At 60.9% G+C, this 24731-nt stretch carries 22 protein-coding genes; 14 read left to right on the forward strand and 8 right to left on the reverse strand.

Going from position 1 to position 24731, the window contains the following annotated elements:
• Positions 1-16: 16 nt before the first annotated feature.
• The 3 genes from ACZ445_RS04270 to ACZ445_RS04280 all read left to right on the forward strand — a co-directional run bounded on the left by ACZ445_RS04270 (position 17) and on the right by ACZ445_RS04280 (position 1975).
• A complete protein-coding gene (locus ACZ445_RS04270) occupies positions 17-634 on the forward strand; it encodes a glutathione S-transferase N-terminal domain-containing protein (RefSeq protein ID WP_010213164.1) in 618 nt (205 codons plus the stop codon).
• Between the two features lie 17 nt (positions 635-651).
• Positions 652-1071, forward strand: a complete 420-nt coding sequence (locus ACZ445_RS04275; RefSeq protein ID WP_058423020.1) for a ClpXP protease specificity-enhancing factor — start codon at positions 652-654, stop codon at positions 1069-1071.
• Between the two features lie 157 nt (positions 1072-1228).
• On the forward strand, positions 1229-1975 hold the full coding sequence (locus tag ACZ445_RS04280) for a FadR/GntR family transcriptional regulator (protein WP_058423019.1): 747 nt from the start codon (positions 1229-1231) through the stop codon (positions 1973-1975).
• Here ACZ445_RS04280 and ACZ445_RS04285 read toward each other — a convergent pair whose 3' ends face one another.
• Both ACZ445_RS04285 and ACZ445_RS04290 read right to left on the reverse strand, forming a co-directional pair.
• Entirely contained in the window at positions 1976-2212 is a 237-nt protein-coding gene (locus ACZ445_RS04285) for a hypothetical protein (RefSeq protein WP_058423018.1), read from the reverse strand.
• Positions 2213-2375: 163 nt separating this feature from the next.
• A complete protein-coding gene (locus tag ACZ445_RS04290) occupies positions 2376-3530 on the reverse strand; it encodes a phospholipase (protein ID WP_464708009.1) in 1155 nt (384 codons plus the stop codon).
• Positions 3531-3764: 234 nt separating this feature from the next.
• Here ACZ445_RS04290 and kdgD point away from each other — a divergent pair, with 234 nt between their 5' ends.
• The 5 genes from kdgD to ACZ445_RS04315 all read left to right on the forward strand — a co-directional run bounded on the left by kdgD (position 3765) and on the right by ACZ445_RS04315 (position 10310).
• Positions 3765-4676 carry a 5-dehydro-4-deoxyglucarate dehydratase gene (kdgD, locus tag ACZ445_RS04295; protein ID WP_016976228.1) on the forward strand — a complete coding sequence of 304 codons (912 nt, stop codon included), beginning with the start codon at positions 3765-3767 and terminating at the stop codon, positions 4674-4676.
• Between the two features lie 54 nt (positions 4677-4730).
• A complete protein-coding gene (locus ACZ445_RS04300; RefSeq protein WP_058423016.1) occupies positions 4731-6176 on the forward strand; it encodes an aldehyde dehydrogenase family protein in 1446 nt (481 codons plus the stop codon).
• Positions 6177-6274: 98 nt separating this feature from the next.
• Positions 6275-7639 carry an MFS transporter gene (locus tag ACZ445_RS04305; protein ID WP_248486156.1) on the forward strand — a complete coding sequence of 455 codons (1365 nt, stop codon included), beginning with the start codon at positions 6275-6277 and terminating at the stop codon, positions 7637-7639.
• Between the two features lie 11 nt (positions 7640-7650).
• Positions 7651-9204 carry a galactarate dehydratase gene (garD, locus tag ACZ445_RS04310; protein WP_058423014.1) on the forward strand — a complete coding sequence of 518 codons (1554 nt, stop codon included), beginning with the start codon at positions 7651-7653 and terminating at the stop codon, positions 9202-9204.
• A gap of 164 nt (positions 9205-9368) precedes the next feature.
• Positions 9369-10310 carry an AEC family transporter gene (locus tag ACZ445_RS04315; RefSeq protein WP_464704801.1) on the forward strand — a complete coding sequence of 314 codons (942 nt, stop codon included), beginning with the start codon at positions 9369-9371 and terminating at the stop codon, positions 10308-10310.
• A 107-nt stretch (positions 10311-10417) separates the two neighbouring features.
• On the opposite strand, the gene ACZ445_RS04320 is transcribed toward ACZ445_RS04315, so the two are convergent.
• The 6 genes from ACZ445_RS04320 to gatC form a co-directional block, all read right to left on the reverse strand.
• On the reverse strand, positions 10418-10801 hold the full coding sequence (locus ACZ445_RS04320) for a carboxymuconolactone decarboxylase family protein (RefSeq protein WP_058423012.1): 384 nt from the start codon (positions 10799-10801) through the stop codon (positions 10418-10420).
• The gene (locus tag ACZ445_RS04325; RefSeq protein ID WP_464708010.1) at positions 10798-11844 is read right to left on the reverse strand and encodes a calcium/sodium antiporter; all 1047 of its coding nucleotides are present in this window, start codon (positions 11842-11844) and stop codon (positions 10798-10800) included. Before ACZ445_RS04325 ends, ACZ445_RS04320 begins: the two co-directional genes overlap by 4 nt.
• 58 nt (positions 11845-11902) lie before the next feature.
• Positions 11903-12274: a septal ring lytic transglycosylase RlpA family protein gene (locus ACZ445_RS04330; RefSeq protein ID WP_058423011.1), complete on the reverse strand. Its 372-nt coding sequence runs from the start codon at positions 12272-12274 to the stop codon at positions 11903-11905.
• A 173-nt stretch (positions 12275-12447) separates the two neighbouring features.
• Positions 12448-13893 carry an Asp-tRNA(Asn)/Glu-tRNA(Gln) amidotransferase subunit GatB gene (gene gatB / locus ACZ445_RS04335; protein ID WP_106805151.1) on the reverse strand — a complete coding sequence of 482 codons (1446 nt, stop codon included), beginning with the start codon at positions 13891-13893 and terminating at the stop codon, positions 12448-12450.
• A gap of 10 nt (positions 13894-13903) precedes the next feature.
• The gene (gene gatA, locus ACZ445_RS04340) at positions 13904-15355 is read right to left on the reverse strand and encodes an Asp-tRNA(Asn)/Glu-tRNA(Gln) amidotransferase subunit GatA (protein WP_464708011.1); all 1452 of its coding nucleotides are present in this window, start codon (positions 15353-15355) and stop codon (positions 13904-13906) included.
• A gap of 16 nt (positions 15356-15371) precedes the next feature.
• Complete coding sequence (gatC, locus tag ACZ445_RS04345; protein ID WP_464708012.1) at positions 15372-15659, reverse strand: Asp-tRNA(Asn)/Glu-tRNA(Gln) amidotransferase subunit GatC; 288 nt, start codon at positions 15657-15659, stop codon at positions 15372-15374.
• A 210-nt stretch (positions 15660-15869) separates the two neighbouring features.
• Between gatC and mreB the strand changes: the two genes are divergently transcribed.
• The 6 genes from mreB (at position 15870) to ACZ445_RS04375 (ending at position 24704) form a co-directional block, all read left to right on the forward strand.
• A complete protein-coding gene (mreB, locus tag ACZ445_RS04350; RefSeq protein ID WP_002555108.1) occupies positions 15870-16907 on the forward strand; it encodes a rod shape-determining protein MreB in 1038 nt (345 codons plus the stop codon).
• Between the two features lie 140 nt (positions 16908-17047).
• Positions 17048-18148, forward strand: coding sequence for a rod shape-determining protein MreC (mreC, locus tag ACZ445_RS04355; protein WP_081049218.1), 1101 nt, complete (start codon positions 17048-17050; stop codon positions 18146-18148).
• Positions 18148-18636 (forward strand): rod shape-determining protein MreD, encoded by a 489-nt coding sequence (gene mreD, locus ACZ445_RS04360; RefSeq protein ID WP_058423006.1) that lies wholly within the window; start codon positions 18148-18150, stop codon positions 18634-18636. Before mreC ends, mreD begins: the two co-directional genes overlap by 1 nt.
• A 51-nt stretch (positions 18637-18687) precedes the next feature.
• A complete protein-coding gene (locus ACZ445_RS04365) occupies positions 18688-19284 on the forward strand; it encodes a Maf family protein (RefSeq protein WP_058423005.1) in 597 nt (198 codons plus the stop codon).
• A 70-nt stretch (positions 19285-19354) separates the two neighbouring features.
• Positions 19355-20812, forward strand: a complete 1458-nt coding sequence (gene rng / locus ACZ445_RS04370; protein ID WP_058423004.1) for a ribonuclease G — start codon at positions 19355-19357, stop codon at positions 20810-20812.
• A gap of 76 nt (positions 20813-20888) precedes the next feature.
• Positions 20889-24704: a YhdP family protein gene (locus ACZ445_RS04375; protein ID WP_464708013.1), complete on the forward strand. Its 3816-nt coding sequence runs from the start codon at positions 20889-20891 to the stop codon at positions 24702-24704.
• Positions 24705-24731 lie beyond the last annotated feature (27 nt).

A 24731-nucleotide genomic window follows, 5' to 3' on the forward strand; every position in this document is an offset into this window, starting at 1 on the left:
AGCGAGGAGGACCGCCATGGGCGTGACCAACCGGTTGGCCTGTTACTCCGACCCCGCCGACCACTATTCCCACCGAGTACGCATCGTGCTCGCAGAGAAGGGTGTCAGCGCCGAGATCATCAGTGTGGAGGCGGGCCGTCAGCCGCCGAAGCTGATCGAAGTGAACCCCTACGGCAGCTTGCCCACCCTGGTCGATCGTGACCTGGCGTTGTGGGAGTCGACCGTCGTGATGGAATACCTGGATGAGCGTTACCCGCATCCACCCTTGCTGCCGGTGTATCCGGTGGCGCGTGCCAACAGCCGCCTGCTGATCCATCGGATCCAGCGTGACTGGTGCGGGCTGGTGGATGTGATCCTGGATACCCGCAGTAAAGAAGCGGCACGTGTACAGGCGCGTAAGGAATTGCGCGAGAGCCTGACCGGCGTTTCGCCGCTGTTCGCCGATAAGCCTTTTTTCCTCAGTGAGGAACAAAGTTTGGTGGATTGCTGCCTATTACCGATACTCTGGCGTTTGCCGATTCTTGGTATTGAACTGCCGCGGCCAGCCAAGCCGCTGCTTGATTACATGGAGCGCCAGTTTGCGCGTGAGGCTTTCCAGGCGAGTCTGTCTGGTGTCGAACGCGATATGCGCTAAGGCTTAAGGAGCCGCTGATGAACTCCAGTCGACCCTACCTGGTCCGCGCGCTCTATGAGTGGATTGTGGACAACGATTGCACCCCGCACATGCTGGTCAATTCCGAATTTCCTGCGGTTCAGGTACCGCAGGGTTTTGCCAGCGACGGGCAGATTGTGCTGAACGTATCACCCAGTGCCGTGCGCCACCTGCACATGGACAACGAAGCGGTCAGCTTCGAAGGGCGTTTCGGTGGTGTGCCGCATACGCTGTTCGTGCCGATTGGTGCCATCCTCGGCATCTACGCCCGTGAGAACGGCCAAGGCATGGTGTTCGATCTGGAGTCTCCTTTCGAGGACGACGAATCGATCGAAAGCGTAGAGGGCGATGATCAGCCGCCACCGGACTCCGAGCCACCGCGTCCCAGCGGCCGGCCGAGCCTGAAAGTGGTGAAATAACCGGCATTCCCCTCGGGGTAGCCGAAAAAAAGCCTCGACCTGTGTCGGGGCATTTTTTTGCGCGAAGGATGTGGATGAAAGTCGCGCCCGGACGGTGATCGTACAACCACCATGGGCTATGATGCGTGTTCAAGTTCACCGAGAAAGATGATTCATCATGGAAAACGCCAACACCGCCCCTCGTCTTCCCCGCAAGCGCCGCAGCCTTGCCCAGGAATTGGTCACGGTGTTGTCCGAGCAGATCCGCGACGGCCAGCTCAAGCGGGGCGACAAACTGCCCACCGAGTCGGCGATCATGGACGCCCATGGCGTCAGCCGCACGGTGGTGCGTGAAGCCATCTCACGCTTGCAGGCGGCAGGGCAGGTGGAAACCCGCCACGGTATCGGCACCTTTGTGCTGGACACGCCGAGTCCGAGTGGCTTCCGTATCGACCCGGCTACCGTGGTGACCCTGCGTGACGTGCTGGCGATTCTGGAATTGCGGATCAGCCTGGAAGTGGAATCCGCCGGCCTGGCCGCCTTGCGCCGCAGCGATGAACAACTGGCCGCCATGCGCGCTGCGCTCGATGCCCTGAATGAAAGCGCGGCCCACGCCGGCGATGCGGTGGCTTCTGACTTTGCCTTCCACCTGGAAATCGCGCTGTCCACCGGCAACCGCTACTTCACCGATATCATGACCCACCTGGGCACCAGCATCATTCCACGTACTCGCCTGAATTCGGCGCGCCTGGCTCATGATGACCAGCAGCACTACATGAGTCGTCTGAGTCGTGAACACGAAGAGATCTATGAGGCGATTGCCCGCCAGGATTCGGATGCGGCGCGGGCGGCGATGCGCTTGCACCTGACCAATAGCCGGGAGCGGCTGCGCCATGCCCATGAAGAGGCGGAGCGGGCAGGTTGATCAAGCCGCCGGTGGGCGAATGGTCGTTGGCGGATCAGTGGGCAGGGCATCGAGCAACATAGTGCTGCCTTCGACCCCCTCATCCATGAAAATGTATTTGGCTCTTATAACCACCCAAAAGTCCGCCAGCTTGAAATATACAAAATCGCCTACCTGAGCCTCCCTTTCCAGCTCGAAATAATTGGGTTTGTTGGCGCGACCTGAGGATGTTGATTGGATATGGCAGTAGATACGCATATGAACCTCGTGGCGTGAGGGAGATAAAAACGTCAAATGCACGAACAAGCGGGTTGCGTTAAAAAGCCCCAAGAATCCACCCTGGGGCTCTTGAGGCTATTTATGAGTTTTTGCCGACTTGGGCGTAACTGTCAGAAATCACAGTTGCGACGGTCGGCGGTGATCAAGCTGGTGTGTTGGGCTTATAGTCCTTAAGCAACAAATACGTACTCCACCCCCACCAATCATTGGTCCAGTGCTTGTCGTTAAGGTCATTCACATCCTTGCGGCGCAGCACCTTGTCTCCCTCCATCTTGAACAGCGGCGAGAAGTTATTCGCCGGGTTCTGTGCCGCATTCAGGTCGGGCACATACAGCGGTGCCTTGAAGTTGGCCGGGGAGGGCGCGGCACCATTGATAAACGTATCGAAGATCTCATCGGCTGAGGCTTGCACCGCACGTTTGACTTGCACTCGATTGTCCGCATCGATAGCGTCGAAATAGCGTTTATCGCCATACGCGTGCCATTGATCGCCTATGGCATTGCGCACTTTCAGCCCGAATTTGCTGTCTTCATCGTGCATGAAACGGCTGATCAGCGAGCCCAGTTCGCCGGGTGTCACCACCGCTGCCAACTGTTTGCGCGGTACACGCAAGTGGCCTGCGGAAAACAGATCGGTCAAAAAATGATCGGCAAAACTGTTCATGGCATAGGCCAGTTCCAATGCCTGGTCGGTGCCGGTCTGATGGGCCACGACAGCTTGCTGCAACGCCGCCGTGTGCCCCGCCAGGTACGCAGACAGCGCCCATTCGCCGAAGTGGTCGGCATTGTCTGCCGCCAGCTTCAGGTAGCGGCCCAGTGGGATTAGTGCCGACACCGCGCTGCCACCGCCGGTGATGCGGTTCCATTCCTCGGACAACGTATCACCCAAGGCGTCGTAGGCTTCATGGGCTTGCTTGCCCTCCTTGATCGCCTGCTTGACCGCATTGATCTCCTTTTGCATCACCGCGAGGATCTTGTGCGCTTCTTCCCGCGAAGCAGGCAGTACGGCGAGCGTGTTGAACGCAGCGGTAAAGCGTTGCACGCGTTCGACCGGGGAGGCGCCATCGCTGATGGGCTGGCCGGGAATGCCATAGAAGTCGCCGCCCAAGGCAATGACCTGGCCATAGGTCAGCGCCAGTCCGTTGGGCAAGTGCAGCTCGACTTGGCGGGCGGGAATTGCCGGGGCGTCCTTGGCGAAGCGCAGCAGGTTGTCGTCGCCGATGGCGGTGTGTTCACCCCCTTCGAAACGCAGGACAGTTGGTTTTTTTTCGGATACTGCGAGATCAAGATCTGACATGTTAGCTCCTTGCTATGTCGTAGGAATCTTCCTTAATAACTGTATGTATATACAGTTGTGGCGAGCATAGAGGAAAAACTTCCTACGTCAAGAACGCACTTCTAAACAGGTGACCGAATGAAGTCTGATGAATTGCAGTTGACGAATCTTTTTATAGTTGTACGATGACGTACGACATCACCAAAACCAACAACAACCTTTCGATAGAAAGTCTTCGCCCAGGGTGTTCGAATAATGAATCCACAAGAACTGAAGTCCATCCTCTCCCACGGTCTGCTGTCTTTCCCGGTGACCGATTTCAACGCCCAGGGTGACTTCCACCAGGCGGGCTACATCAAGCGCCTGGAATGGCTCGCCCCTTACGGCGCCACTGCCTTGTTCGCTGCCGGCGGCACCGGTGAGTTTTTCTCCCTCGCCGCCAGCGAATATTCCCAGGTGGTGAAAACCGCCGTTGATACTTGCGCTACCAGCGTGCCGATCCTCGCCGGTGTCGGCGGTTCGACCCGCCAGGCCATCGAGTACGCCCAGGAAGCCGAACGCCTCGGCGCAAAAGGCCTGCTGCTGCTGCCGCATTACCTCACCGAAGCCAGCCAGGACGGCGTTGCCGCCCACGTTGAAGCGGTGTGCAAGTCGGTCAAGATCGGCGTGGTGGTCTACAACCGCAACGTCTGCCGCCTGACTGCGCCGCTGCTGGAACGCCTGGCCGAGCGCTGCCCGAACCTGATCGGCTACAAGGATGGCCTGGGTGACATCGAGTTGATGGTGTCGATCCGCCGTCGCCTGGGTGACCGTTTCAGCTACCTCGGCGGCCTGCCGACGGCAGAGGTTTACGCCGCTGCCTACAAGGCCCTGGGCGTGCCGGTGTACTCCTCGGCGGTGTTCAACTTCATCCCGAAAACCGCGATGGACTTCTACCACGCGATTGCCAAGGACGATCACGCCACTGTTTCCAAGATCATCGACGACTTCTTCCTGCCGTACCTCGACATCCGTAACCGCAAGGCCGGTTACGCGGTAAGCATCGTCAAGGCCGGTGCAAAAATCGCCGGCTACGACGCAGGCCCGGTGCGCACGCCGCTGACCGACCTGCTGCCGGAAGAATACGAAGCCCTGGCCGCGCTGATCGACAAGCAAGGCGCGCAATAACCTATCTACAAGGCCGCTGAGCAATCAGCGGCCTTTTGCGTCAGGAGAAGATTTGTGTCCCAAGCCCAACGTTTCGATAACTACATCAATGGCCAGTGGGTGGCCGGTGCCGACTATTGCGTCAACCTCAACCCGTCGGAGTTGTCCGATGTCATTGGCGAATACGCCAAGGCTGATGTTGCCCAGGTCAACGCTGCCATCGATGCTGCCCGTGCTGCATTTCCGGCCTGGTCGACGTCCGGCATTCAGGCGCGTCATGACGCCCTGGATAAAGTCGGCAGCGAAATCCTCGCCCGCCGCGAAGAACTCGGCACCCTGCTGGCCCGTGAAGAAGGCAAAACCTTGCCCGAAGCCATCGGCGAAGTGACCCGCGCCGGTAACATCTTCAAATTCTTCGCCGGTGAATGCCTGCGCCTGTCCGGCGACTACGTGCCGTCGGTACGTCCGGGTGTCAACGTTGAAGTGACCCGCGAAGCCCTGGGTGTGGTCGGCCTGATCACGCCGTGGAACTTCCCGATCGCCATCCCCGCCTGGAAGATCGCCCCGGCCCTGGCCTACGGCAACTGCGTGGTGATCAAGCCCGCCGAGTTGGTGCCGGGCTGTGCCTGGGCCTTGGCCGAAATCATTTCCCGCGCCGGTTTCCCCGCCGGTGTATTCAACCTGGTGATGGGCAGCGGTCGCGTGGTTGGCGATGTGCTGGTCAACAGCACGAAGGTCGATGGCATCAGTTTCACCGGTTCTGTGGGTGTTGGGCGCCAGATCGCCGTCAGCTGCGTCTCACGCCAGGCCAAAGTCCAGTTGGAGATGGGCGGCAAGAACCCGCAGATTATCCTCGACGATGCCGACCTCAAGCAGGCCGTCGAGCTGTCGGTGCAGAGCGCGTTCTACTCCACGGGCCAGCGCTGCACCGCTTCCAGCCGCTTGATCGTGACCGCCGGCATCCACGACCAGTTCGTTGCGGCCATGGCGGAGCGCATGAAGTCGATCAAGGTCGGCCATGCCCTCAAGAGCGGTACGGACATCGGCCCGGTGGTTTCCCAGGCCCAACTGGACCAGGACCTCAAGTACATCGACATCGGCCAGAGCGAAGGTGCACGGCTGGTCAGCGGTGGCGGCCTGGTAACCTGCGACACCGAAGGCTACTACCTGGCACCGACGCTGTTTGCCGACAGCGAAGCTGCGATGCGTATCAGCCGTGAAGAGATATTCGGCCCGGTGGCCAACGTGGTGCGCGTGGCGGACTACGAAGCGGCGCTGGCCATGGCCAACGACACCGAGTTCGGCCTGTCGGCGGGCATTGCCACCACCTCGCTCAAGTACGCCAACCACTTCAAGCGTCATTCACAGGCCGGGATGGTGATGGTCAACCTGCCGACTGCCGGTGTGGATTACCACGTTCCTTTCGGTGGCCGTAAAGGCTCATCCTATGGTTCGCGTGAGCAAGGTCGCTATGCGCAAGAGTTCTACACCGTGGTGAAAACCAGCTACATCGGTTCGTAACACGCATCACCTTGTGGGAGCCGGATGCCTGCCGGCTCCCACACTAAAAACAGAAAACCATTACCCGCAAAAAAAATAATTAGTGGGAGTACTTCTACATGCAAGCGACCAAGCCGACCCACGTCCGCTATTTGATCCTGCTCATGCTGTTCCTGGTGACCACGATCAACTACGCCGACCGGGCTACCATCGCCATCGCAGGCTCCAGCCTGCAAAAAGACCTCGGCATCGACGCGGTCACCCTCGGTTATATCTTCTCCGCATTCGGTTGGGCCTACGTGGCCGGGCAAATTCCCGGTGGCTGGCTACTGGACCGGTTCGGCTCGAAAAAAGTCTATGCCCTGAGCATCTTCACCTGGTCCCTGTTCACTGTGCTGCAAGGCTATGTCGGTGAGTTCGGGGTCTCCACCGCCGTGGTTGCACTGTTCATGCTGCGCTTCATGGTGGGCCTGGCCGAAGCGCCATCCTTCCCCGGCAACGCTCGGATTGTGGCCGCCTGGTTCCCGACCGCCGAGCGCGGTACGGCGTCGGCGATCTTCAACTCGGCGCAATACTTTGCCACCGTGTTGTTTGCGCCGCTGATGGGCTGGATCGTCTACAGCTTCGGCTGGCAGCACGTGTTTATCGTGATGGGCGTGATCGGCATCATTTTCTCGCTGATCTGGCTGAAAGTTATCCACAGCCCGCGCCAGCACCCGATGATCAACGAAGCCGAGTTCAACCACATCGCGGCCAACGGCGCCATGGTCGATATGGACCAGGACAAAGGCAAGGGCAAGAAAACCGACGGGCCGAAGTGGGATTACATTCGCCAGTTGCTGACCAACCGCATGATGCTCGGCGTGTACCTGGGCCAATACTGCATCAACGGCATCACCTACTTCTTCCTCACCTGGTTCCCGGTGTACCTGGTGCAGGACCGTGGCATGACCATCCTCAAGGCCGGTTTCATTGCCTCGTTGCCGGCAATCTGCGGGTTTATCGGTGGCGTGCTCGGCGGGGTGATTTCCGATTACCTGCTGCGCAAGGGCCATTCCCTGACCTTCGCCCGCAAGGCGCCGATCATCGGTGGCCTGCTGATCTCCAGCAGCATCGTGGCGTGCAACTACGTGGATATCGAATGGATGGTGGTGGGCTTCATGGCCTTGGCTTTCTTTGGCAAGGGCGTTGGCGCACTGGGTTGGGCGGTAGTGTCCGACACCTCGCCGAAACAAATCGCCGGCCTCAGTGGCGGCTTGTTCAACACCTTCGGTAACCTGGCTTCGATTACTACCCCAATTGTCATCGGCTACATCATCAGCACCACCGGCTCCTTCAAGTGGGCCCTGGTGTTCGTCGGCGCCAACGCACTGGTAGCGGTGTTCAGCTACCTGGTCATCGTCGGCCCGATCAAGCGCGTAGTACTCAAAGAGCCGCCAAGCAAGGGGCCTGAGTTGACCAACCTAACCGAAGCGCATTCCTGAGGGGCGATGTAATGCAGTTGATTGAACATGCCGACTCGCCGCGCTCGATTCGTTTGCACGAGCGCGACAACGTGGTGATCGTGGTCAATGACCAGGGCGTCCCGGCCGGGACCGAGTTCCCGGACGGCCTGGTGACCGTGGATTTCATCCCCCAGAGCCACAAGGTGACCCTGGAAGATATCCCCGAAGGCGGCCAGATTATTCGCTACGGCCAGACCATCGGTTACGCCCTGGCGCCGATTCCACGCGGCAGCTGGGTGCAGGAAGATCAACTGCGCATGCCCACCGCGCCGCCACTGGACAGCTTGCCGCTGTCCACCGAGGTGCCTGAGACCCAGGCACCGCTGGAGGGCTTTACTTTCGAGGGTTATCGCAACGCCGACGGCACCGTGGGCACGCGCAATATCCTTGGGATCACCACCACGGTGCAGTGCGTCACGGGCGTGCTGGACCATGCGGTCAAGCGCATCAAGGACGAGTTGCTGCCCAAGTACCCGCACGTCGATGACGTGGTGGCGCTGACCCACAGCTATGGCTGCGGCGTGGCGATCACCGCGACGGACGCCTACATTCCGATCCGCACCGTGCGCAACCTGGCGCGCAACCCGAATCTGGGCGGTGAAGCCCTGGTGATCAGCCTGGGCTGTGAGAAATTGCAGGCCGGGCAGGTGATGCACGACAACGACAGCTCGGTCGACCTGAGTGAGCCCTGGCTGTATCGCCTGCAGGACTCCAGCCACGGGTTTACCGAAATGATCGAGCAGATCATGGAACTGGCCGAGACGCGCTTGAAGAAACTCGACCAGCGCCGCCGCGAAACCGTGCCGGCGTCCGAGTTGATCCTGGGCATGCAGTGCGGCGGCAGTGATGCGTTTTCCGGCATCACCGCCAACCCGGCGTTGGGCTATGCCTCGGACTTGTTGCTGCGGGCCGGGGCGACGGTGATGTTTTCCGAGGTCACTGAAGTACGGGATGCCATCTATTTGCTGACTTCGCGTGCAGAGACGAAGGAAGTTGCCCAGGAGCTGGTCCGGGAAATGGACTGGTACGACCGTTACCTGGCCAAGGGCGAGGCGGATCGCAGTGCCAACACCACGCCGGGCAACAAGAAGGGCGGGTTGTCGAATATTGTCGAGAAGTCCCTGGGCTCGATCGTCAAGTCAGGCAGCAGCGCGATCAACGGCGTGCTTGGGCCGGGTGAGCGCTTCAAGAGCAAAGGCCTGATTTTTTGCGCGACGCCGGCCAGTGACTTTGTGTGTGGCACCTTGCAACTGGCGGCGGGGATGAACCTGCATGTGTTCACCACCGGGCGTGGCACGCCTTACGGCCTGGCGATGGCGCCGGTAGTGAAGGTGTCGACGCGCACGGAGCTGGCGCAGCGCTGGCCGGACCTGATCGATATCGACGCCGGGCGCATTGCCACCGGGCGTGCGACTATCGAGGAGCTGGGGTGGGAGTTGTTCCACTTCTATCTGGATGTGGCCAGCGGCAAGAAGCAGACGTGGGCGGAACACCACAAGTTGCACAACGACATCACCTTGTTCAACCCGGCGCCTATTACCTGAGACCGAGTCGCCTGCATCGGGGGCAAGCCCCCTCCCACATTTTGAACGGTGAGCACCGTCAGAGGTGGGAGGGGGCTTGCCCCCGATAGCGGTAGACCAGACGAAGCGGCCTACACTGGCTTATCATTAGCCACCTAACGACGCTCACCAAGGTTCTCCCCGGCATGCTGGCAATTTTCCTCTCCACCCTCACCATCACCGCGCCGGTGTTTGCCATGCTGTTCCTCGGTGTGTTGCTCAAGCGCATCCACTGGATCAACGATAACTTTATCCACACGGCCTCGTCCCTGGTGTTCAACGTCACCATGCCGGCGCTGCTGTTCCTCGGCATCCTGCATGCCGACCTGCACTCGGCGCTCAAGCCGGGCTTGCTGATCTATTTTGCCGTCGCCACCTTGCTCAGCTTTGCCCTGGCCTGGGGTTGGGCGATCTTTCGTTGCCCGCGTGAAGACCGGGGCATCTACACCCAGGGGGCGTTTCGCGGTAATAACGGTGTAATCGGCCTGGCGCTGGCCGCCAGCATGTACGGCGACTACGGCATCTCCCTCGGCGCGATCCTCGCGGCGCTGGTGATCCTGTTCTACAACACGCTGTCGACCATCGTGCTGGCGGTGTACAGCCCGGTGATCAAGTCCGACCCATGGAGCATCTGCAAGAGTGTGCTGGCCAACCCATTGATCATCAGCGTGATCGCGGCGGCGCCATTCGCCTTTTTCCAGATCGGCCTGCCCGGTTGGCTGGAAAAGTCCGCGCAGTACCTGGCGGACACCACATTGCCGCTGGCGTTGATCTGCATCGGCGGCACCTTGTCACTGGCGGCTTTGCGCAAGAGCGGCAACATGGCGTTGAGCGCGAGCCTGATGAAGATGGTCTGGCTGCCGGTGATCGCCACCCTGGGCGCGTGGCTGCTGGGCTTTCGCGGGCCGGAGTTGGGGATTCTGTTCCTGTACTTCGGCGCACCGACGGCCGCGGCGAGCTTCGTGATGGCCAGGGCGGCCGAGGGCAATCATGAACTGGCGGCGGCGATTATCGTGATCACCACCTTGATGGCGGCGGTGACCACGAATATCGGGATCTTTGTGTTGCAGGCGGGGGGTTGGATCTGAACGCTCGGGTGCCTGTGAGGGCCAATCGGGGGCAAGCCCCCTCCCACATTGGACGGGCGAGCACAGTCAAAGTGGGAGGGGGCTTGCCCCCGATAGCTATCTGACCGTCACTGCTGATCTGTCTGATACGCGTCGATCACTTCCTGGGCGGCACGGAACGCATCAATCGCCGCCGGCACGCCGGCATACACCGCGCAATGCAGCAGTGCTTCGCGGATTTCCTCCACGGTGCAACCGTTGTTCAGTGCGCCGCGCACGTGGCCCTTCAGTTCCTGTGGGCACTTGAGCGCGGTCAGGGCGGCGAGGGTGATGAGGCTGCGGGTCTTCAGCGGCAACCCTTCGCGGTTCCACACGCTGCCCCAGGCATGTTCGTTGACGAAGTCCTGCAACGGCTGGCTGAACTCGGTCGCATTGCCCAGGGCGCGGTCGACGAACGCGTCGCCCATGACCTGACGACGCATTTCCACCCCGGGCTTCTTCTGATCGGTCATTGCGGTTCCCTCTTGTGTTGGCGGCGCCAGGCTCGCAGCGTGCTGAACAACAGGAAAGCCACCAGCACTGGCAGGACGTAGTACAGCATCAGGTGTTCAAGCTTGGTGGCCAGCGGCATGCCCGTGGTGAACGCCATCACGTGCAGCCCATACGCCAGGTACAGGCCCAGCAGCACCAGGCCTTCGGCGCGGGTTACGCGGTAACCGGTGTAGAACACCGGCAGGCACAGCACCACCACGCCGAGCATCACCGGCAGGTCGAAATCCAGGGCATTGGGCGATACCGACAGCGGAGAAGGGGCAAGCAGGGCAGTCAGCCCCAACACGCCGAGCAGATTGAACAGGTTGCTGCCGATCACGTTGCCCACGGCAATGTCCCGCTCGCCGCGCAAGGCGGCGATCAGCGACGTGGCCAGGCAGGGCAGGGAGGTGCCGACACCGATCAGGGTCAGGCCGATCACACGCTCCGACAGGCCCAGGTCGCTCGCCACATCCACCGCTGCACCCAATAGCAGATGCCCGGCCAGCACCAGGATCAGAAAACCACCGAGCATCAGCAGCACGCTCCTCAGCCAGGGCGCGCTGGCCACCGTGTCCAGGGTGCGCGGGCGGCGGGAGTGGCGCGTCTGGTAGTGCAATACGCCGAGGTAAGCGAGCAGGGCAACGAGCAGCATCAGGCCGTCGATGGGCGTGAGTTCTTCGTTGGCCGCCAGGGTGAACACCAGCAGCCCGGCCAGGATCATCACGGGGATGTCCAGGCGCACCAATTGGCGTGAGACCCGCAGGGGAACAATCAACGCCGACAGGCCCAGGGTCACCAGGATGTTGAAGATGCTGCTGCCGATCACGCTGCCCACGGCGATATCGGTATTGCCGGCCAGGGTGGCTTGCAGGCTGACGGTCATCTGCGGCGCGCTGCTGCCGAAGGCGACGATGGTCAGGCCGATGATCAGTGGCCGCACCTTGAGGCTGGCGGCCAGGCGCACGGCGGCACGCACCAGGATTTCGGCACCGAGGATCAGCAGCACCAGGCCGCTGACCAATTCCAGCAGGCTCCAGGGCGAGAGGGCGGTTAATCCGAAAATGGCCAGGGCTCCGTCTTCAATTACTCAGGGCTTGCACGCGAACTCGCGCCGTACCGCTGCCGATCATACCCAGCTGTTCGGCGGCCTTGCGTGAAAGATCGATCAAGCGCCCACGGGTATGCGGGCCGCGATCATTGATGCGGACAACCACGGATCTGTCATTGTCGAGATTGGTAACCTTGACCTGGGTGCCGAAGGGCAGGCGCCGGTGGGCAGCGGTCAGGGCGTTCTGGTTGAAGGGTTCACCACTGGCAGTCTTCTTGCCGTGGTGCTTGGCGCCGTAATAGGACGCGGTGCCGGTTTCGTCGTAGCCGTTGGGGTCGATGAGGCCGCTGGCGCAGCCGGCCAACAGGGAGAACAGGGCCAGGAGGCCGAGTAGACGCTTCATTTCCAGGTTATCCCCCTATCAAATGTGGAAGGGACTTATGTGGGAGGGGGCTTGCCCCCGACAGCGGTGCATCAGCCAGACATTCGTCAGCTGACACTCTGCAATCGGTGGCAAGCCCCCTCCCACATTGGTCCGAGCCGAGCATGAAACCTGACTCGGCCCCTTCATCGCTATCAGCCTTCGAGCTTGCTTTTCAGCAGTTCGTTCACCTGTTGCGGGTTGGCCTTGCCTTTGGAGGCTTTCATCGCCTGGCCCACAAAGAAGCCGAACATCTTGCCGCGCTTCGCTTCGTCTGCCGCGCGGTATTGCTCGACCTGCTCGGCGTTGGCCGCGAGCATTTCATCCAGTACGGCCGAGATCGCGCCGCTGTCGGTGACTTGCTTGAGGCCACGTTTCTCGATGATTTCGTCGGCACTGCCTTCACCACTGGCCATGGCTTCGAACACGGTCTTGGCGATTTTGCCGGAGATGGTGTTGTCCTTGATGCGCAGCAGCATGCCGCCCAACTGCTCGGCGCTGACCGGGGCTTCGTCGATTTCCAGGCCCTGCTTGTTCAACAGGCTGCCCAGCTCGACCATGACCCAGTTGGCCGCCAGCTTGGCGTCACCGGCAATGCTCACGACTTTTTCGAAGTAGTTGGCTTGCTCGCGGCTGGAGGCCAGGACGCTGGCATCGTAGACCGACAGGCCGAACTGTTCCTGGAAGCGCTCGCGTTTCTGCTGCGGCAATTCCGGCAGGGTGGCGCGAATGTCGTTGAGGAACGAGTCCTCCAACACCACCGGCAGCAGGTCCGGATCGGGGAAGTAACGGTAGTCGTTGGCTTCCTCCTTGCTGCGCATGGCGCGGGTTTCGTCTTTGTTCGGGTCGTACAGGCGGGTTTGCTGGATGACCTTGCCGCCGTCTTCGATCAGCTCGATCTGGCGACGCACTTCGCTGTTGATCGCCTTCTCGATGAAGCGGAACGAGTTGACGTTCTTGATCTCGCAGCGGGTGCCGAACTCGACCTGGCCTTTTGGACGGATCGATACGTTGCAGTCACAACGCAGCGAGCCTTCGGCCATGTTGCCGTCGCAAATACCCAGGTAGCGCACCAGCGCGTGAATGGTCTTGACGTAGGCTACGGCTTCCTTGGCGCTGCGCATGTCCGGTTCGGAGACGATTTCCAGCAGCGGTGTGCCGGCACGGTTCAGGTCGATACCGGTCGCGCCCGGGAATTCTTCGTGCAGGCTCTTGCCGGCGTCTTCTTCCAGGTGCGCACGGGTTACGCCGACGCGCTTGATGGTGCCGTCTTCCAGAGGGATGTCCAGGTGGCCCTTGCCGACGATCGGCAGTTCCATCTGGCTGATCTGGTAGCCTTTGGGCAGGTCCGGGTAGAAGTAGTTCTTGCGCGCGAACACGTTGTGCTGGCCGATTTCGGCGTCAATCGCCAGGCCGAACATCACCGCCATGCGCACCGCTTCCTGGTTCAGCACCGGCAATACGCCGGGCATGCCCAGGTCGACCAGGCTGGCCTGGGTGTTGGGCTCGGAGCCGAACGTGGTGGCGCTACCGGAGAAAATCTTCGATTGGGTGGCGAGCTGGGTATGAATCTCCAGCCCGATCACGACTTCCCATTGCATAGTGTTCTCCTCAGAAGCCGGTAGGGGTGCGAGTGTGCCAGTCAGTGTTCAACTGGTACTGGTGCGCCACATTGAGCAGGCGGCCTTCCTGGAAATACGGGGCGAGCAATTGCACACCGACCGGCAGGCCATCGACGAAACCGGCGGGCATGGACAAGCCCGGCAGGCCCGCGAGGTTGGCGGTGATGGTGTACAGGTCTTCGAGGTACGCAGCCACCGGGTCGCCGTTCTTGGCGCCGAGTTTCCAGGCCGGGTTCGGCGTGGTTGGGCCGAGGATCACGTCGACGTGTTCAAAGGCGGCCATGAAGTCGTTCTTCACCAGGCGACGGATTTTCTGCGCCTTCAGGTAGTACGCGTCGTAGTAACCGGCCGACAGGGCGTAGGCGCCGACCATGATGCGGCGCTGCACTTCGGCGCCGAAGCCTTCGCCACGGGAACGTTTGTACAGGTCGGTGAGGTCTTTCGGGTTTTCGCAGCGGTAGCCGAAGCGCACGCCGTCGAAACGCGACAGGTTGGAGGAGGCCTCTGCCGGCGCGATCACGTAGTACGCAGGAATCGCGTGCTGGTTGTTCGGCAGGCTGATTTCCTTGATTACCGCGCCGAGGCCTTCCAGCGTCTTGACGCTGTTGTGCACCAGTTCGGCGATACGCGGGTCGAGGCCGGCGCTGAAGTATTCCTTCGGCACGCCGATGCGCAGGCCCTTGAGCGAGGTGTTCAGGCTGGCGCTGTAGTCCGGCACGGGCTCATCGATGCTGGTGGAGTCCTGTTTATCGAAACCGGCCATGCCTTGTAACAAAATCGCGCAGTCTTCGGCGGTGCGGGCCAGGGGGCCGCCCTGATCAAGGCTGGACGCGTAGGCGATCATGCCCCAGCGGGAAACGCGACCGTAGGTCGGCTTCAGGCCGGTGAGGTTGGTGAATGCGGCAGGCTGGCGGATCGAACCACCGGTGTCGGTGGCCGTGGCCGCCGGCAGGAAGCGCGCAGCCACGGCTGCAGCCGAGCCACCGGACGAACCGCCGGGCACGTGCTCCAGGTTCCACGGGTTTTTCACCGCGCCGTAGTAGCTCGACTCGTTGGCCGAACCCATGGCGAATTCGTCCATGTTGGTCTTACCCAGGGTCACGGCCCCGGCGGCAGCCAGCTTGGACACCACGGTGGCGTCGTAGGGTGCCTTGAAGTTGTCGAGCATCTTCGAGCCGCAGCTGGTGCGAATGCCCTGGGTGCAGAACAGGTCTTTGTGGGCAATCGGCGCGCCCAGCAGTGGGCCATTTTCACCGTTGGCGCGACGTGCGTCGGCGGCCTTGGCCTGGCTCAAGGCCAGTTCTTCGGTGAGGCTGATGAAGCTGTTGACCTTCGTGTCGTGCTCGGCGATACGCGCCAGCAGGGTCTTGGTCAGCTCTTCGGAAGAAAACTTTTTGTCGGCGAGACCGCGGGCGATCTCGGCCAGAGTCATGTGATGCATTGCAGGCTCTTTCCCTTTAGTCGATGACTTTCGGAACCAGGTACAGGCCGTTTTCGACCGCTGGCGCGATGGACTGGTAGGCCTCGCGATTATTACTCTCGGTCACGACGTCAGCGCGCAGGCGCTGGCTGGCTTCCAGTGGGTGAGCCAGGGGCTCGATGCCGTCGGTATTCACGGTCTGCATTTGGTCGACCAGCCCGAGAATGCTGTTCAGGGCGGCGGTGGTCTGTGGAAGATCGACTTCATTGAGGCCCAGGCAGGCCAAATGAGCGATTTTTTCCACGTCGGAGCGTTCAAGCGTCATGGGAATCTCCAGTGGAAAACAGAACGGAGGCTGTCCGTGTGTTAGATTGTCGGAACACTACCGCATTTCTACGGTCTTACGGCCGCGATTGTGGGGTTAGGTGCACAGAAAGTCGGCCAATTTAGCACATTGGCGCCTTGCCCAAAATCCCTGTCGTTGTTAGAGTTTGCCGCACTTTTTTACCCACGCGTTGCCTAGGGTCCCTTTCCCATGTTCAAGAAACTGCGTGGCATGTTTTCCAGCGATCTTTCCATTGACCTGGGCACTGCCAACACCCTTATTTACGTGCGCGAGCGCGGTATCGTCCTGAATGAGCCATCGGTTGTGGCCATTCGGACCCATGGTAATCAGAAAAGTGTCGTTGCCGTCGGCACCGAGGCCAAGCGCATGCTCGGCCGTACACCAGGCAATATTGCTGCCATTCGTCCGATGAAAGACGGCGTGATCGCCGACTTCAGTGTCTGCGAGAAGATGCTGCAGTACTTCATCAACAAGGTTCACGAAAACAGTTTTCTGCAGCCCAGCCCTCGTGTGCTGATCTGTGTTCCATGCAAATCCACCCAGGTTGAGCGTCGCGCCATCCGTGAATCGGCACTCGGTGCCGGTGCTCGTGAAGTGTTCCTGATCGAAGAGCCAATGGCGGCTGCGATCGGTGCCGGCCTGCCGGTTGAAGAAGCGCGCGGTTCGATGGTGGTGGACATCGGTGGTGGTACCACTGAAATCGCCCTGATTTCCCTGAACGGTGTGGTGTATGCCGAATCCGTCCGCGTCGGCGGCGACCGCTTCGACGAAGCGATCATCACTTATGTACGCCGTAACTACGGCAGCCTGATCGGTGAATCCACCGCCGAGCGCATCAAGCAGGAAATCGGCACCGCCTACCCGGGCGGCGAAGTGCGCGAAGTCGATGTGCGCGGTCGCAACCTGGCCGAAGGCGTGCCACGTGCCTTCACCCTGAACTCCAATGAAGTGCTTGAAGCTCTGCAAGAGTCCCTGGCCACCATCGTTCAGGCCGTGAAGAGTGCCCTGGAGCAATCGCCGCCGGAACTGGCTTCCGACATCGCCGAGCGTGGCCTGGTGCTGACCGGTGGTGGCGCCTTGCTGCGTGACCTTGACAAGCTGCTGGCCCAAGAGACTGGCCTGCCGGTGATCGTCGCCGAAGACCCGCTGACCTGCGTTGCCCGTGGCGGTGGTCGTGCACTGGAAATGATGGATAAACACACCATGGACCTGCTTTCCAGCGAATAAGCCTTTGCTGATGAGCCCATGTTTCGCCCGCAGGCAGCACTTTGCAGTGCTGCCTGTTGGCGTTTATCTTCTTCAATCTGCATCCAGGCCGGTTAGATGCCGTATGAATAAAGAGAACATTTGCCTGGGAGGAGCGGCTTATTAAACCGCTTTTCGCCAAAGGCCCCTCATTGGGCGTACGCCTGTTGGTGCTGGTCGTGCTTTCGGTCGCGCTGATGGTGGTCGATGCCCGCTTTGCACTGCTCAAGCCCGTGCGCAGCCAGATGTCGCTGGTGTTGATGCAGACCTACTGGATCACCGACCTGCCGCAACGTCTGTTCCAGGGCGTGGCCAGCCAGTTCGGCAGCCGCACCGAGCTGGTCGCCGAGAACGAAAAACTCAAGACTGAGAACCTGCTGTTGCAGGGGCGCATGCAGAAGCTTGCGGCCCTGACCGAGCAGAACGTTCGGCTGCGCGAGTTGCTCAACTCTTCCGCATTGGTCAATGAAAAGGTCGAAGTAGCCGAGTTGATCGGCATGGACCCCAACCCCTTCACTCATCGCATCATCATCAACAAGGGTGAACGCGACGGTGTGGTCCTCGGCCAGCCGGTGCTCGACGCCCGTGGCCTGATGGGCCAAGTGGTCGAGCTGATGCCCTACACCTCGCGGGTGTTGTTGCTGACGGACACCACCCACAGCATCCCGGTGCAGGTAAACCGCAACGGCCTGCGCGCGATTGCCAGCGGCACCGGCAACCCGGAACGCCTGGAACTGCGCCACGTCGCCGACACGGCGGATATCAAGGAAGGCGACCTGTTGGTCAGCTCCGGCCTGGGCCAGCGTTTCCCGGCGGGTTACCCGGTGGCGACGGTCAAGGAAGTGATCCACGATTCCGGCCAGCCGTTCGCTATTGTACGTGCCGTGCCGACCGCCGCCCTGAACCGCAGCCGCTACCTGCTGCTGGTATTCAGTGACAACCGCACCCCGGAAGAGCGTGCCAACGACGCCGCCCAGGCCCAGGAAGCGGAAGACAAGCGCAACGGTACAGCGCCGATCGTTCCTGCAACGGTGCCCAAGCCTGCATTCGTAGGGCCGCCCGCACCCGCCGCTACCCCGGCCGCGCCCGTGGCCACACCGGTCAAGCCGGCCGCCCACAACGCTCGTCCGGCCAAACCGGCGGCGACTAAACCACCGGTCGCCACGCCTGCTGCCAAGCCTCCAGCGGCCGCTGCGGCCACCACGCGGCAGAGGGAAGAATAATGGCCGGTACTCATTCGCGTAACGGTTGGATCGTCTGGCTGACCTTTGCCATCGGTTTGTTGCTCAGTGTTTCGCCGCTGCCGCAGTTCATGGAAATCCTGCGCCCGCTCTGGCTGGCGCTGCTGTTGGCCTTCTGGGCGCTGAACCTGCCGCACAAAGTCGGCATGGTCACGGCGATGTTCCTGGGCTTGGCGGAAGATGTGCTCTATGGCACCTTGCTGGGCCAGAACGCGTTGATCCTGACGTTGATCACTTTCCTGGTGCTGTCGTTGCAGCAGCGTTTGCGCATGTTCCCGATGTGGCAACAGTGCCTGGTGATCCTGGTGATCTTCGGCCTGGCGCAGTTGGTTCAACTCTGGCTCAGCGCGTTGACCGGCAACCGTCAGCCGACCCTCGCGCTGGTGCTGCCGGCCCTGGTCAGCGCGTTGCTGTGGCCATGGATCAGCTTTGGTCTGCGTGGGTTGCGTCGTCGCTATAAAATCAATTGAATGGATTGCGAGGCTCTGCCTGGTTATCGAGCCCCACAGGGAGAGTCTGCAATGAATTCGCTTTACCTGGCCTCGGGCTCTCCGAGGCGGCGTGAACTGTTGACCCAGATCGGTGTGCCCTTCACCGTGGTCAGCGCCGCTATTGATGAAACCCCTCTTACAAATGAATCCGCCGTTTCCTACGTCGAGCGCCTGGCGCGCGGCAAGGCAGCGGCGGGTTTTGCTGTGCTCCCAAATACGTCTGGCGCCTGTGTGCTGGGGGCTGATACGGCTGTGATCGTTGATGGTCAGATCCTCGGTAAGCCCGTTGACCAGGCTGACGCCTTGGCGATGTTGATGGCCCTGGCGGGGCGTGAGCACGAGGTGCTCACCGCCATTGCCCTCACCGACGGCCAGCGCTGCGAAATTGTTTGTGTAAGCAGTCGTGTACGTTTTCGCGACATTTCTGTCGAGGAGGCTACAACCTACTGGCACAGTGGCGAACCCCAGGACAAAGCGGGCGGCTATGCTATCCAAGGCTTGGGCTCGGTGTTTGTGGCCGGGCTCAATGGCAGTTATTCGGCGGTCGTCGGCCTGCCGGTGTGCGAAACCGCACAACTGCTCCATCAATTCGGCATACCCTGTTGGCAAAATCTTACCGCGCGCTGATCGCCGTTCCCCAGCGCCCAGCCTTAAGCGATTGGTCACTATTGTGAAAACGCCTGAACGAGACCCAGCCATGAGTGAAGAGATTCTGATCAATATCACGCCGATGGAATCGCGCGTGGCGGTGGTAGAGAACGGTGTTCTGCAAGAAGTGCACGTTGAGCGCACCCAGAAGCGTGGGATCGTCGGCAATATCTACAAGGGCAAGGTGGTGCGCGTATTGCCGGGGATGCAAGCGGCATTCGTCGATATCGGCCTGGATCGTGCGGCATTTATCCATGCTTCGGAAATTTCCCTGCGTGAAGGCCCGGCTGTGGAAAGCATCAGCGCGCTGGTGCATGAAGGGCAGAGCCTGGTGGTGCAAGTCACCAAGGACCCCATCGGTTCCAAGGGCGCGCGCCTGACCACTCAGCTATCGATACCATCGCGTTACTTGGTGTACATGCCGCGGACCGCGCATGTCGGCATTTCCTTGAAGATCGAAGACGAAGCCGAGCGCGAGCGCCTGAAGAAGGTGGTCAGCGACTGCGTGGCCGCCGAAGGCATCAAGGAAGCGGGCGGTTTTATCCTGCGAACCGCCGCTGAAGGCGCCGGCGCCGATGAAATCCTCATGGACATCCGCTATCTGCGGCGTCTGTGGGATCAGATCGGTGCCCAGATCAAGACCATCGGTGCGCCCAGCGTCATCTATGAAGACCTGGGCCTGGCCTTGCGCACACTGCGCGACCTGGTCAGCCCGAAGATTGAGAAAATTCGCATCGACTCGCGGGAAACCTTCCAGCGCACCACACAATTTGTTGCCGAACTGATGCCGGAAATTGCCGACCGCCTGGAGCACTACCCCGGCGAGCGGCCGATCTTCGACCTGTATGGCGTCGAAGATGAAATCCAGAAAGCCCTGGAACGCAAGGTGCCGCTCAAGTCCGGCGGCTACCTGGTGGTGGACCCGGCGGAAGCCATGACCACCATCGACGTCAACACCGGCGCGTTCGTGGGCCATCGCAACCTCGAAGAAACCATTTTCAAGACCAACCTCGAAGCGGCGACCGCGATTGCTCGCCAACTGCGCCTGCGCAACCTGGGTGGCATCATCATCATCGACTTCATCGACATGGAGGACGAAGAGCACCAGCGCCAAGTGCTGCGGACCCTCGAGAAACAGCTGGAGCGTGATCACGCCAAGACCAACATCATCGGCATTACCGAGTTGGGCCTGGTGCAGATGACTCGCAAGCGCACCCGCGAAAGCCTTGAGCAAGTGCTGTGCGAGCCGTGCAGCAGTTGCCAGGGCCGCGGTAAGTTGAAGACCCCGGAAACGGTTTGCTACGAGATTTTCCGCGAAATCCTGCGCGAGGCGCGTGCCTACCAGGCCGTAGGTTATAGAGTGCTCGCCAACCAGAAAGTGGTCGACCGGCTGCTGGACGAAGAGTCTGGCAACGTTGCCGAACTGGAAGGCTTTATCGGGCGCACGATACGCTTCCAGGTTGAAACCATGTATTCCCAGGAACAATACGACGTGGTGCTGCTCTGATCCCCATTCGCTTTCCTTTTATGAGACAGGCAGGCCTTGATCTGCCGTTTGACTACTGCCTTGAGGGTCGCCTGACATGGAGCGTCTGATACGCTTTTTTGCCGCTTTGACCCGTTGGGGGCTGGGCCTCTGCGCCTTGTCGCTGGTATTGGCGGCGGTGTACGTGAGCCTGGGGCGTGAATTGACGCCGTTGGTGGCTGAGTACCGTGCCGAAGTCGAGGCCAAGGCTCAGGCTGCCGTGGACATGCCTTTGCATATCGGCAGCCTCGAAGGCCGCTGGAGCGGCTTCGCGCCGGTATTGCTGGCCCATGATGTGATGGTCGGCGAGGGTAGCAGTGCCTTGCGCCTGGACCAGGTTGAAGTGGTGCCCGATGTCTGGGCCAGCCTGATGGCCCGCGAAGTGCGCATTGCCCACCTGCAAGTCAGTGGCCTGCAACTCAGCGTCAAGGAAGACAAGGACGGCAAATGGGCCTTGCAAGGCCTGCCGGTGCAGGACGACCAGCCGCTGGACCCGGAGCAGTTGCTCACGAACATGCAGAAGGTCAAGCGCGTGTCGCTGCTCGACAGCCAGGTGACGCTGCAACCGTTTGACCAGGCGCCGGTGACCTTGACGTATGTCGGTCTGAGCCTGCACACCGGCGTCACCCGCCAACGCCTGGATGCACGCTTGACCCTGCCCGACGGCCAGCCCCTTGCCATGAGCCTGCGCACCCGCATCCGCGCCAGCCAGTGGAAGGACGGCGAGGTCCTGGCTTATCTGAGCCTGCCTCAGAGTGATTGGGCCAAGTGGATCCCCGCAAAACTGACTAAACAGTGGAAGCTCACGCAGTTCAAGGCGGGCGGTGAGTTCTGGCTGACCTGGGCCAAAGGCACTGTGCAAAGCGCAGTAGTGCGCCTCAACTCGCCACAAGTGAAGGGCCACTACGCCGAGCGCAAACCGGTGCATATCGAAAACCTCGCGCTTACGGCCTACCTGCAACGCAGTGACACCGGCCTCGATGTGCTCTTCGACTCGCTGGCGATGAACCTGGGCGAGACCCGCTGGGAATCACGCCTGCAATTGCAGCAGACCCTGGCGACCGACAAGGACCTGGAAGCCTGGAAACTCCAGGCCGACCGCCTGGACCTGACGCCGATCACGCCATTGCTCAACGCCCTGGCGCCGTTGCCGGAAGGTTTTGCCAAGACTGTCGAGCACCTCAAGGCCACTGGCTTGCTGCGCAATGTGCTGGTGGATTTCCGTCCTCAAGACACGACCGATAAAAAAGTCAGCTTCGCCGCCAACCTCGAGCGTATCGGCTTCGATGCCTATTTTGGCGCACCGGCTGCGCGGAACGTTTCCGGCAGTATCAGCGGCGACCTGGGCCAGGGCGAGTTGCGCATGGACAGCAAGGACTTTTCCCTGCACCTCGACCCGATCTTCGCCAAGCCCTGGCAGTACCTCCAGGCCAATGCACGCCTGACGTGGAAGTTGGACAAAGACGGTTTCACCCTGATCGCCCCGTATATCAAGGTGCTGGGCGAGGAGGGCAAGATTGCCGCCGACTTCCTGATTCGCCTGCATTTTGACCACAACCAGGAAGACTACATGGACCTGCGGGTCGGCATGGTCGATGGCGACGGGCGCTTCACCCCCAAGTACCTGCCGGCGGTGTTGAGCCCCGCCCTGGATGAGTGGCTGCGTACTGCGATTCTCAAGGGCGCGGTGGATCAAGGCTTCTTCCAGTATCAGGGTTCGTTGAACCACGATGCACTGCCGGCTTCGCGCAATATCAGCCTGTTCTTCAAGGTGCACGATGCCGAGTTGGCGTTCCAGCCGGGCTGGCCTCATGTGAGCAAGGTCAACGGTGAAGTGTTTGTCGAGGAGAGTGGCGTGCGCATCCTGGCCAGCAAGGGCCAGTTGCTCGACACCAAGGTCAAGGACATCTACGTCAATATTCCCCACGCGCCTGCAGGCAAGGACAGTCATCTGATGCTCACGGGCGGTTTTGCCGGTGGCTTGGGCGACGGCTTGAAAATCCTCCAGGACGCGCCGATCGGCACTGCATCGACTTTTGCCGGCTGGAAGGGCGAGGGTGACCTGCAAGGCAGCCTTGACCTGGATATTCCGTTGGCCAAGGGCACCGAACCAAAAATCGTGGTGGACTTCAAAACCGACAAAGCGCGCCTGCAATTGGCCGAGCCGCCCCTGGACCTGACCCAGCTCAAGGGCGAGTTCCGTTTCGACAGCACCAAGGGCCTCAGTGGCCAGAACATCACCGCCCAGGCGTTTGATCGGCCGATCACCGCGCAGATCGTTGCCGATGGCAAACCAGGCAATATCAGCACCCGTGTGAATGCCAAGGGCCAGGTTACGGTCAAGCGGTTGACGGACTGGTTGAAAATCAGCCAGCCTTTACCGGTGTCCGGCGATATTCCGTACCAATTGCAACTGACCCTGGATGGCGCCGACAGCCAACTGATGGTCAGTTCCAACCTCAAGGGCGTGGCCGTTGACCTGCCGGCGCCATTCGGCATGCCCGCCAGCCAGGGGCGTGACAGTGTGTTCCGCATGACCTTGCAGGGTGCCGAGCGCAGGTACTGGTTTGATTATGGCGAGCTGGCCAACTTCACTTTTGCCGCGCCCCCGGACAAGTTCAATGATGGCCGTGGTGAGTTGTTCCTCGGTGATGGTGATGCCGTGTTGCCGGGTGCCAAGGGCTTGCGCATTCGGGGGGTGTTGTCGGAGCTGGATATCGATCCGTGGAAAAAACTGGTGGATCGCTATGCGGGCAATGACCCGGGCGGCAGTGCCAAGCAATTGCTCAGCGGTGCCGACTTCAAGGTGGGCAAGCTGACCGGTTTTGGCACCCAGTTCGATCAAGTCAATTTGCAACTGGACCGCAAGCCAGCGGCATGGGGCTTGCAGTTCGACAGCCAGCAGGCCAAGGGTACGGTCAACCTGCCGGACGCCAAGGGCGCGCCGATTGCGATCAACCTGCAATACGTGAGGCTGCCGGCGGTAGACCCTTCGGTGCAGGCGGATGAAAACGCGCCGGACCCCTTGGCGAACATCGACCCCAAGGATATTCCGGCGCTGGATATCGCCATTGACCAATTGTTCCAGGGCCCGGACCTGATCGGCGCCTGGTCGCTGAAAATCCGCCCGACCGCCAAGGGCCTGGCCTTCAACAACCTGGACCTGGGCCTCAAGGGTATGCAGCTCAAGGGTGCGGGTGGCTGGGAGGGCGCGGCGGGAGACAGCAGCAGCTGGTACAAGGGGCGCCTGGACGGCAAGAATATTGGCGATGTACTCAAGGGGTGGGGGTATGCGCCGACCGTTACCAGCCAGGATTTCCATCTGGATGTGGACGGACGTTGGCCTGGTTCTCCGGCCTATGTCGGGCCCAAGCGTTTCTCCGGCAGCCTGGATGCGGCGTTCCGCAACGGCCAGTTCGTCGAAGTGGAAGGCGGAGCCCAGGCCCTGCGGGTGTTCGGCCTGCTGAACTTCAACTCCATCGGGCGCCGGTTGCGCCTGGACTTCTCCGACCTGCTCGGCAAGGGCTTGAGCTATGACCGGGTCAAAGGCCTGCTGGCCGCCAGCAATGGCGTGTTCGTGACCCGTGAGCCGATCACCATGACGGGGCCGTCGAGCAACCTCGAACTCAACGGCACCCTGGACCTGGTGGCTGACCGTGTCGATGCCAAGCTGCTGGTGACGCTGCCGGTGACCAACAACCTGCCTATCGCGGCTTTGATCGTAGGTGCGCCGGCCATTGGTGGCGCGTTGTTCCTGATCGACAAGTTGATCGGTGACCGTGTTTCACGCTTCGCGAGTGTCCAGTACAAGGTCGAAGGCCCGTGGAAAGACCCGAAAATCACCTTCGACAAGCCATTTGAAAAGCCAAACTGAGAGGCTGTGGAGTAGCATGGCCCCATG

It is taken from the genome of Pseudomonas allii (assembly GCF_055380095.1).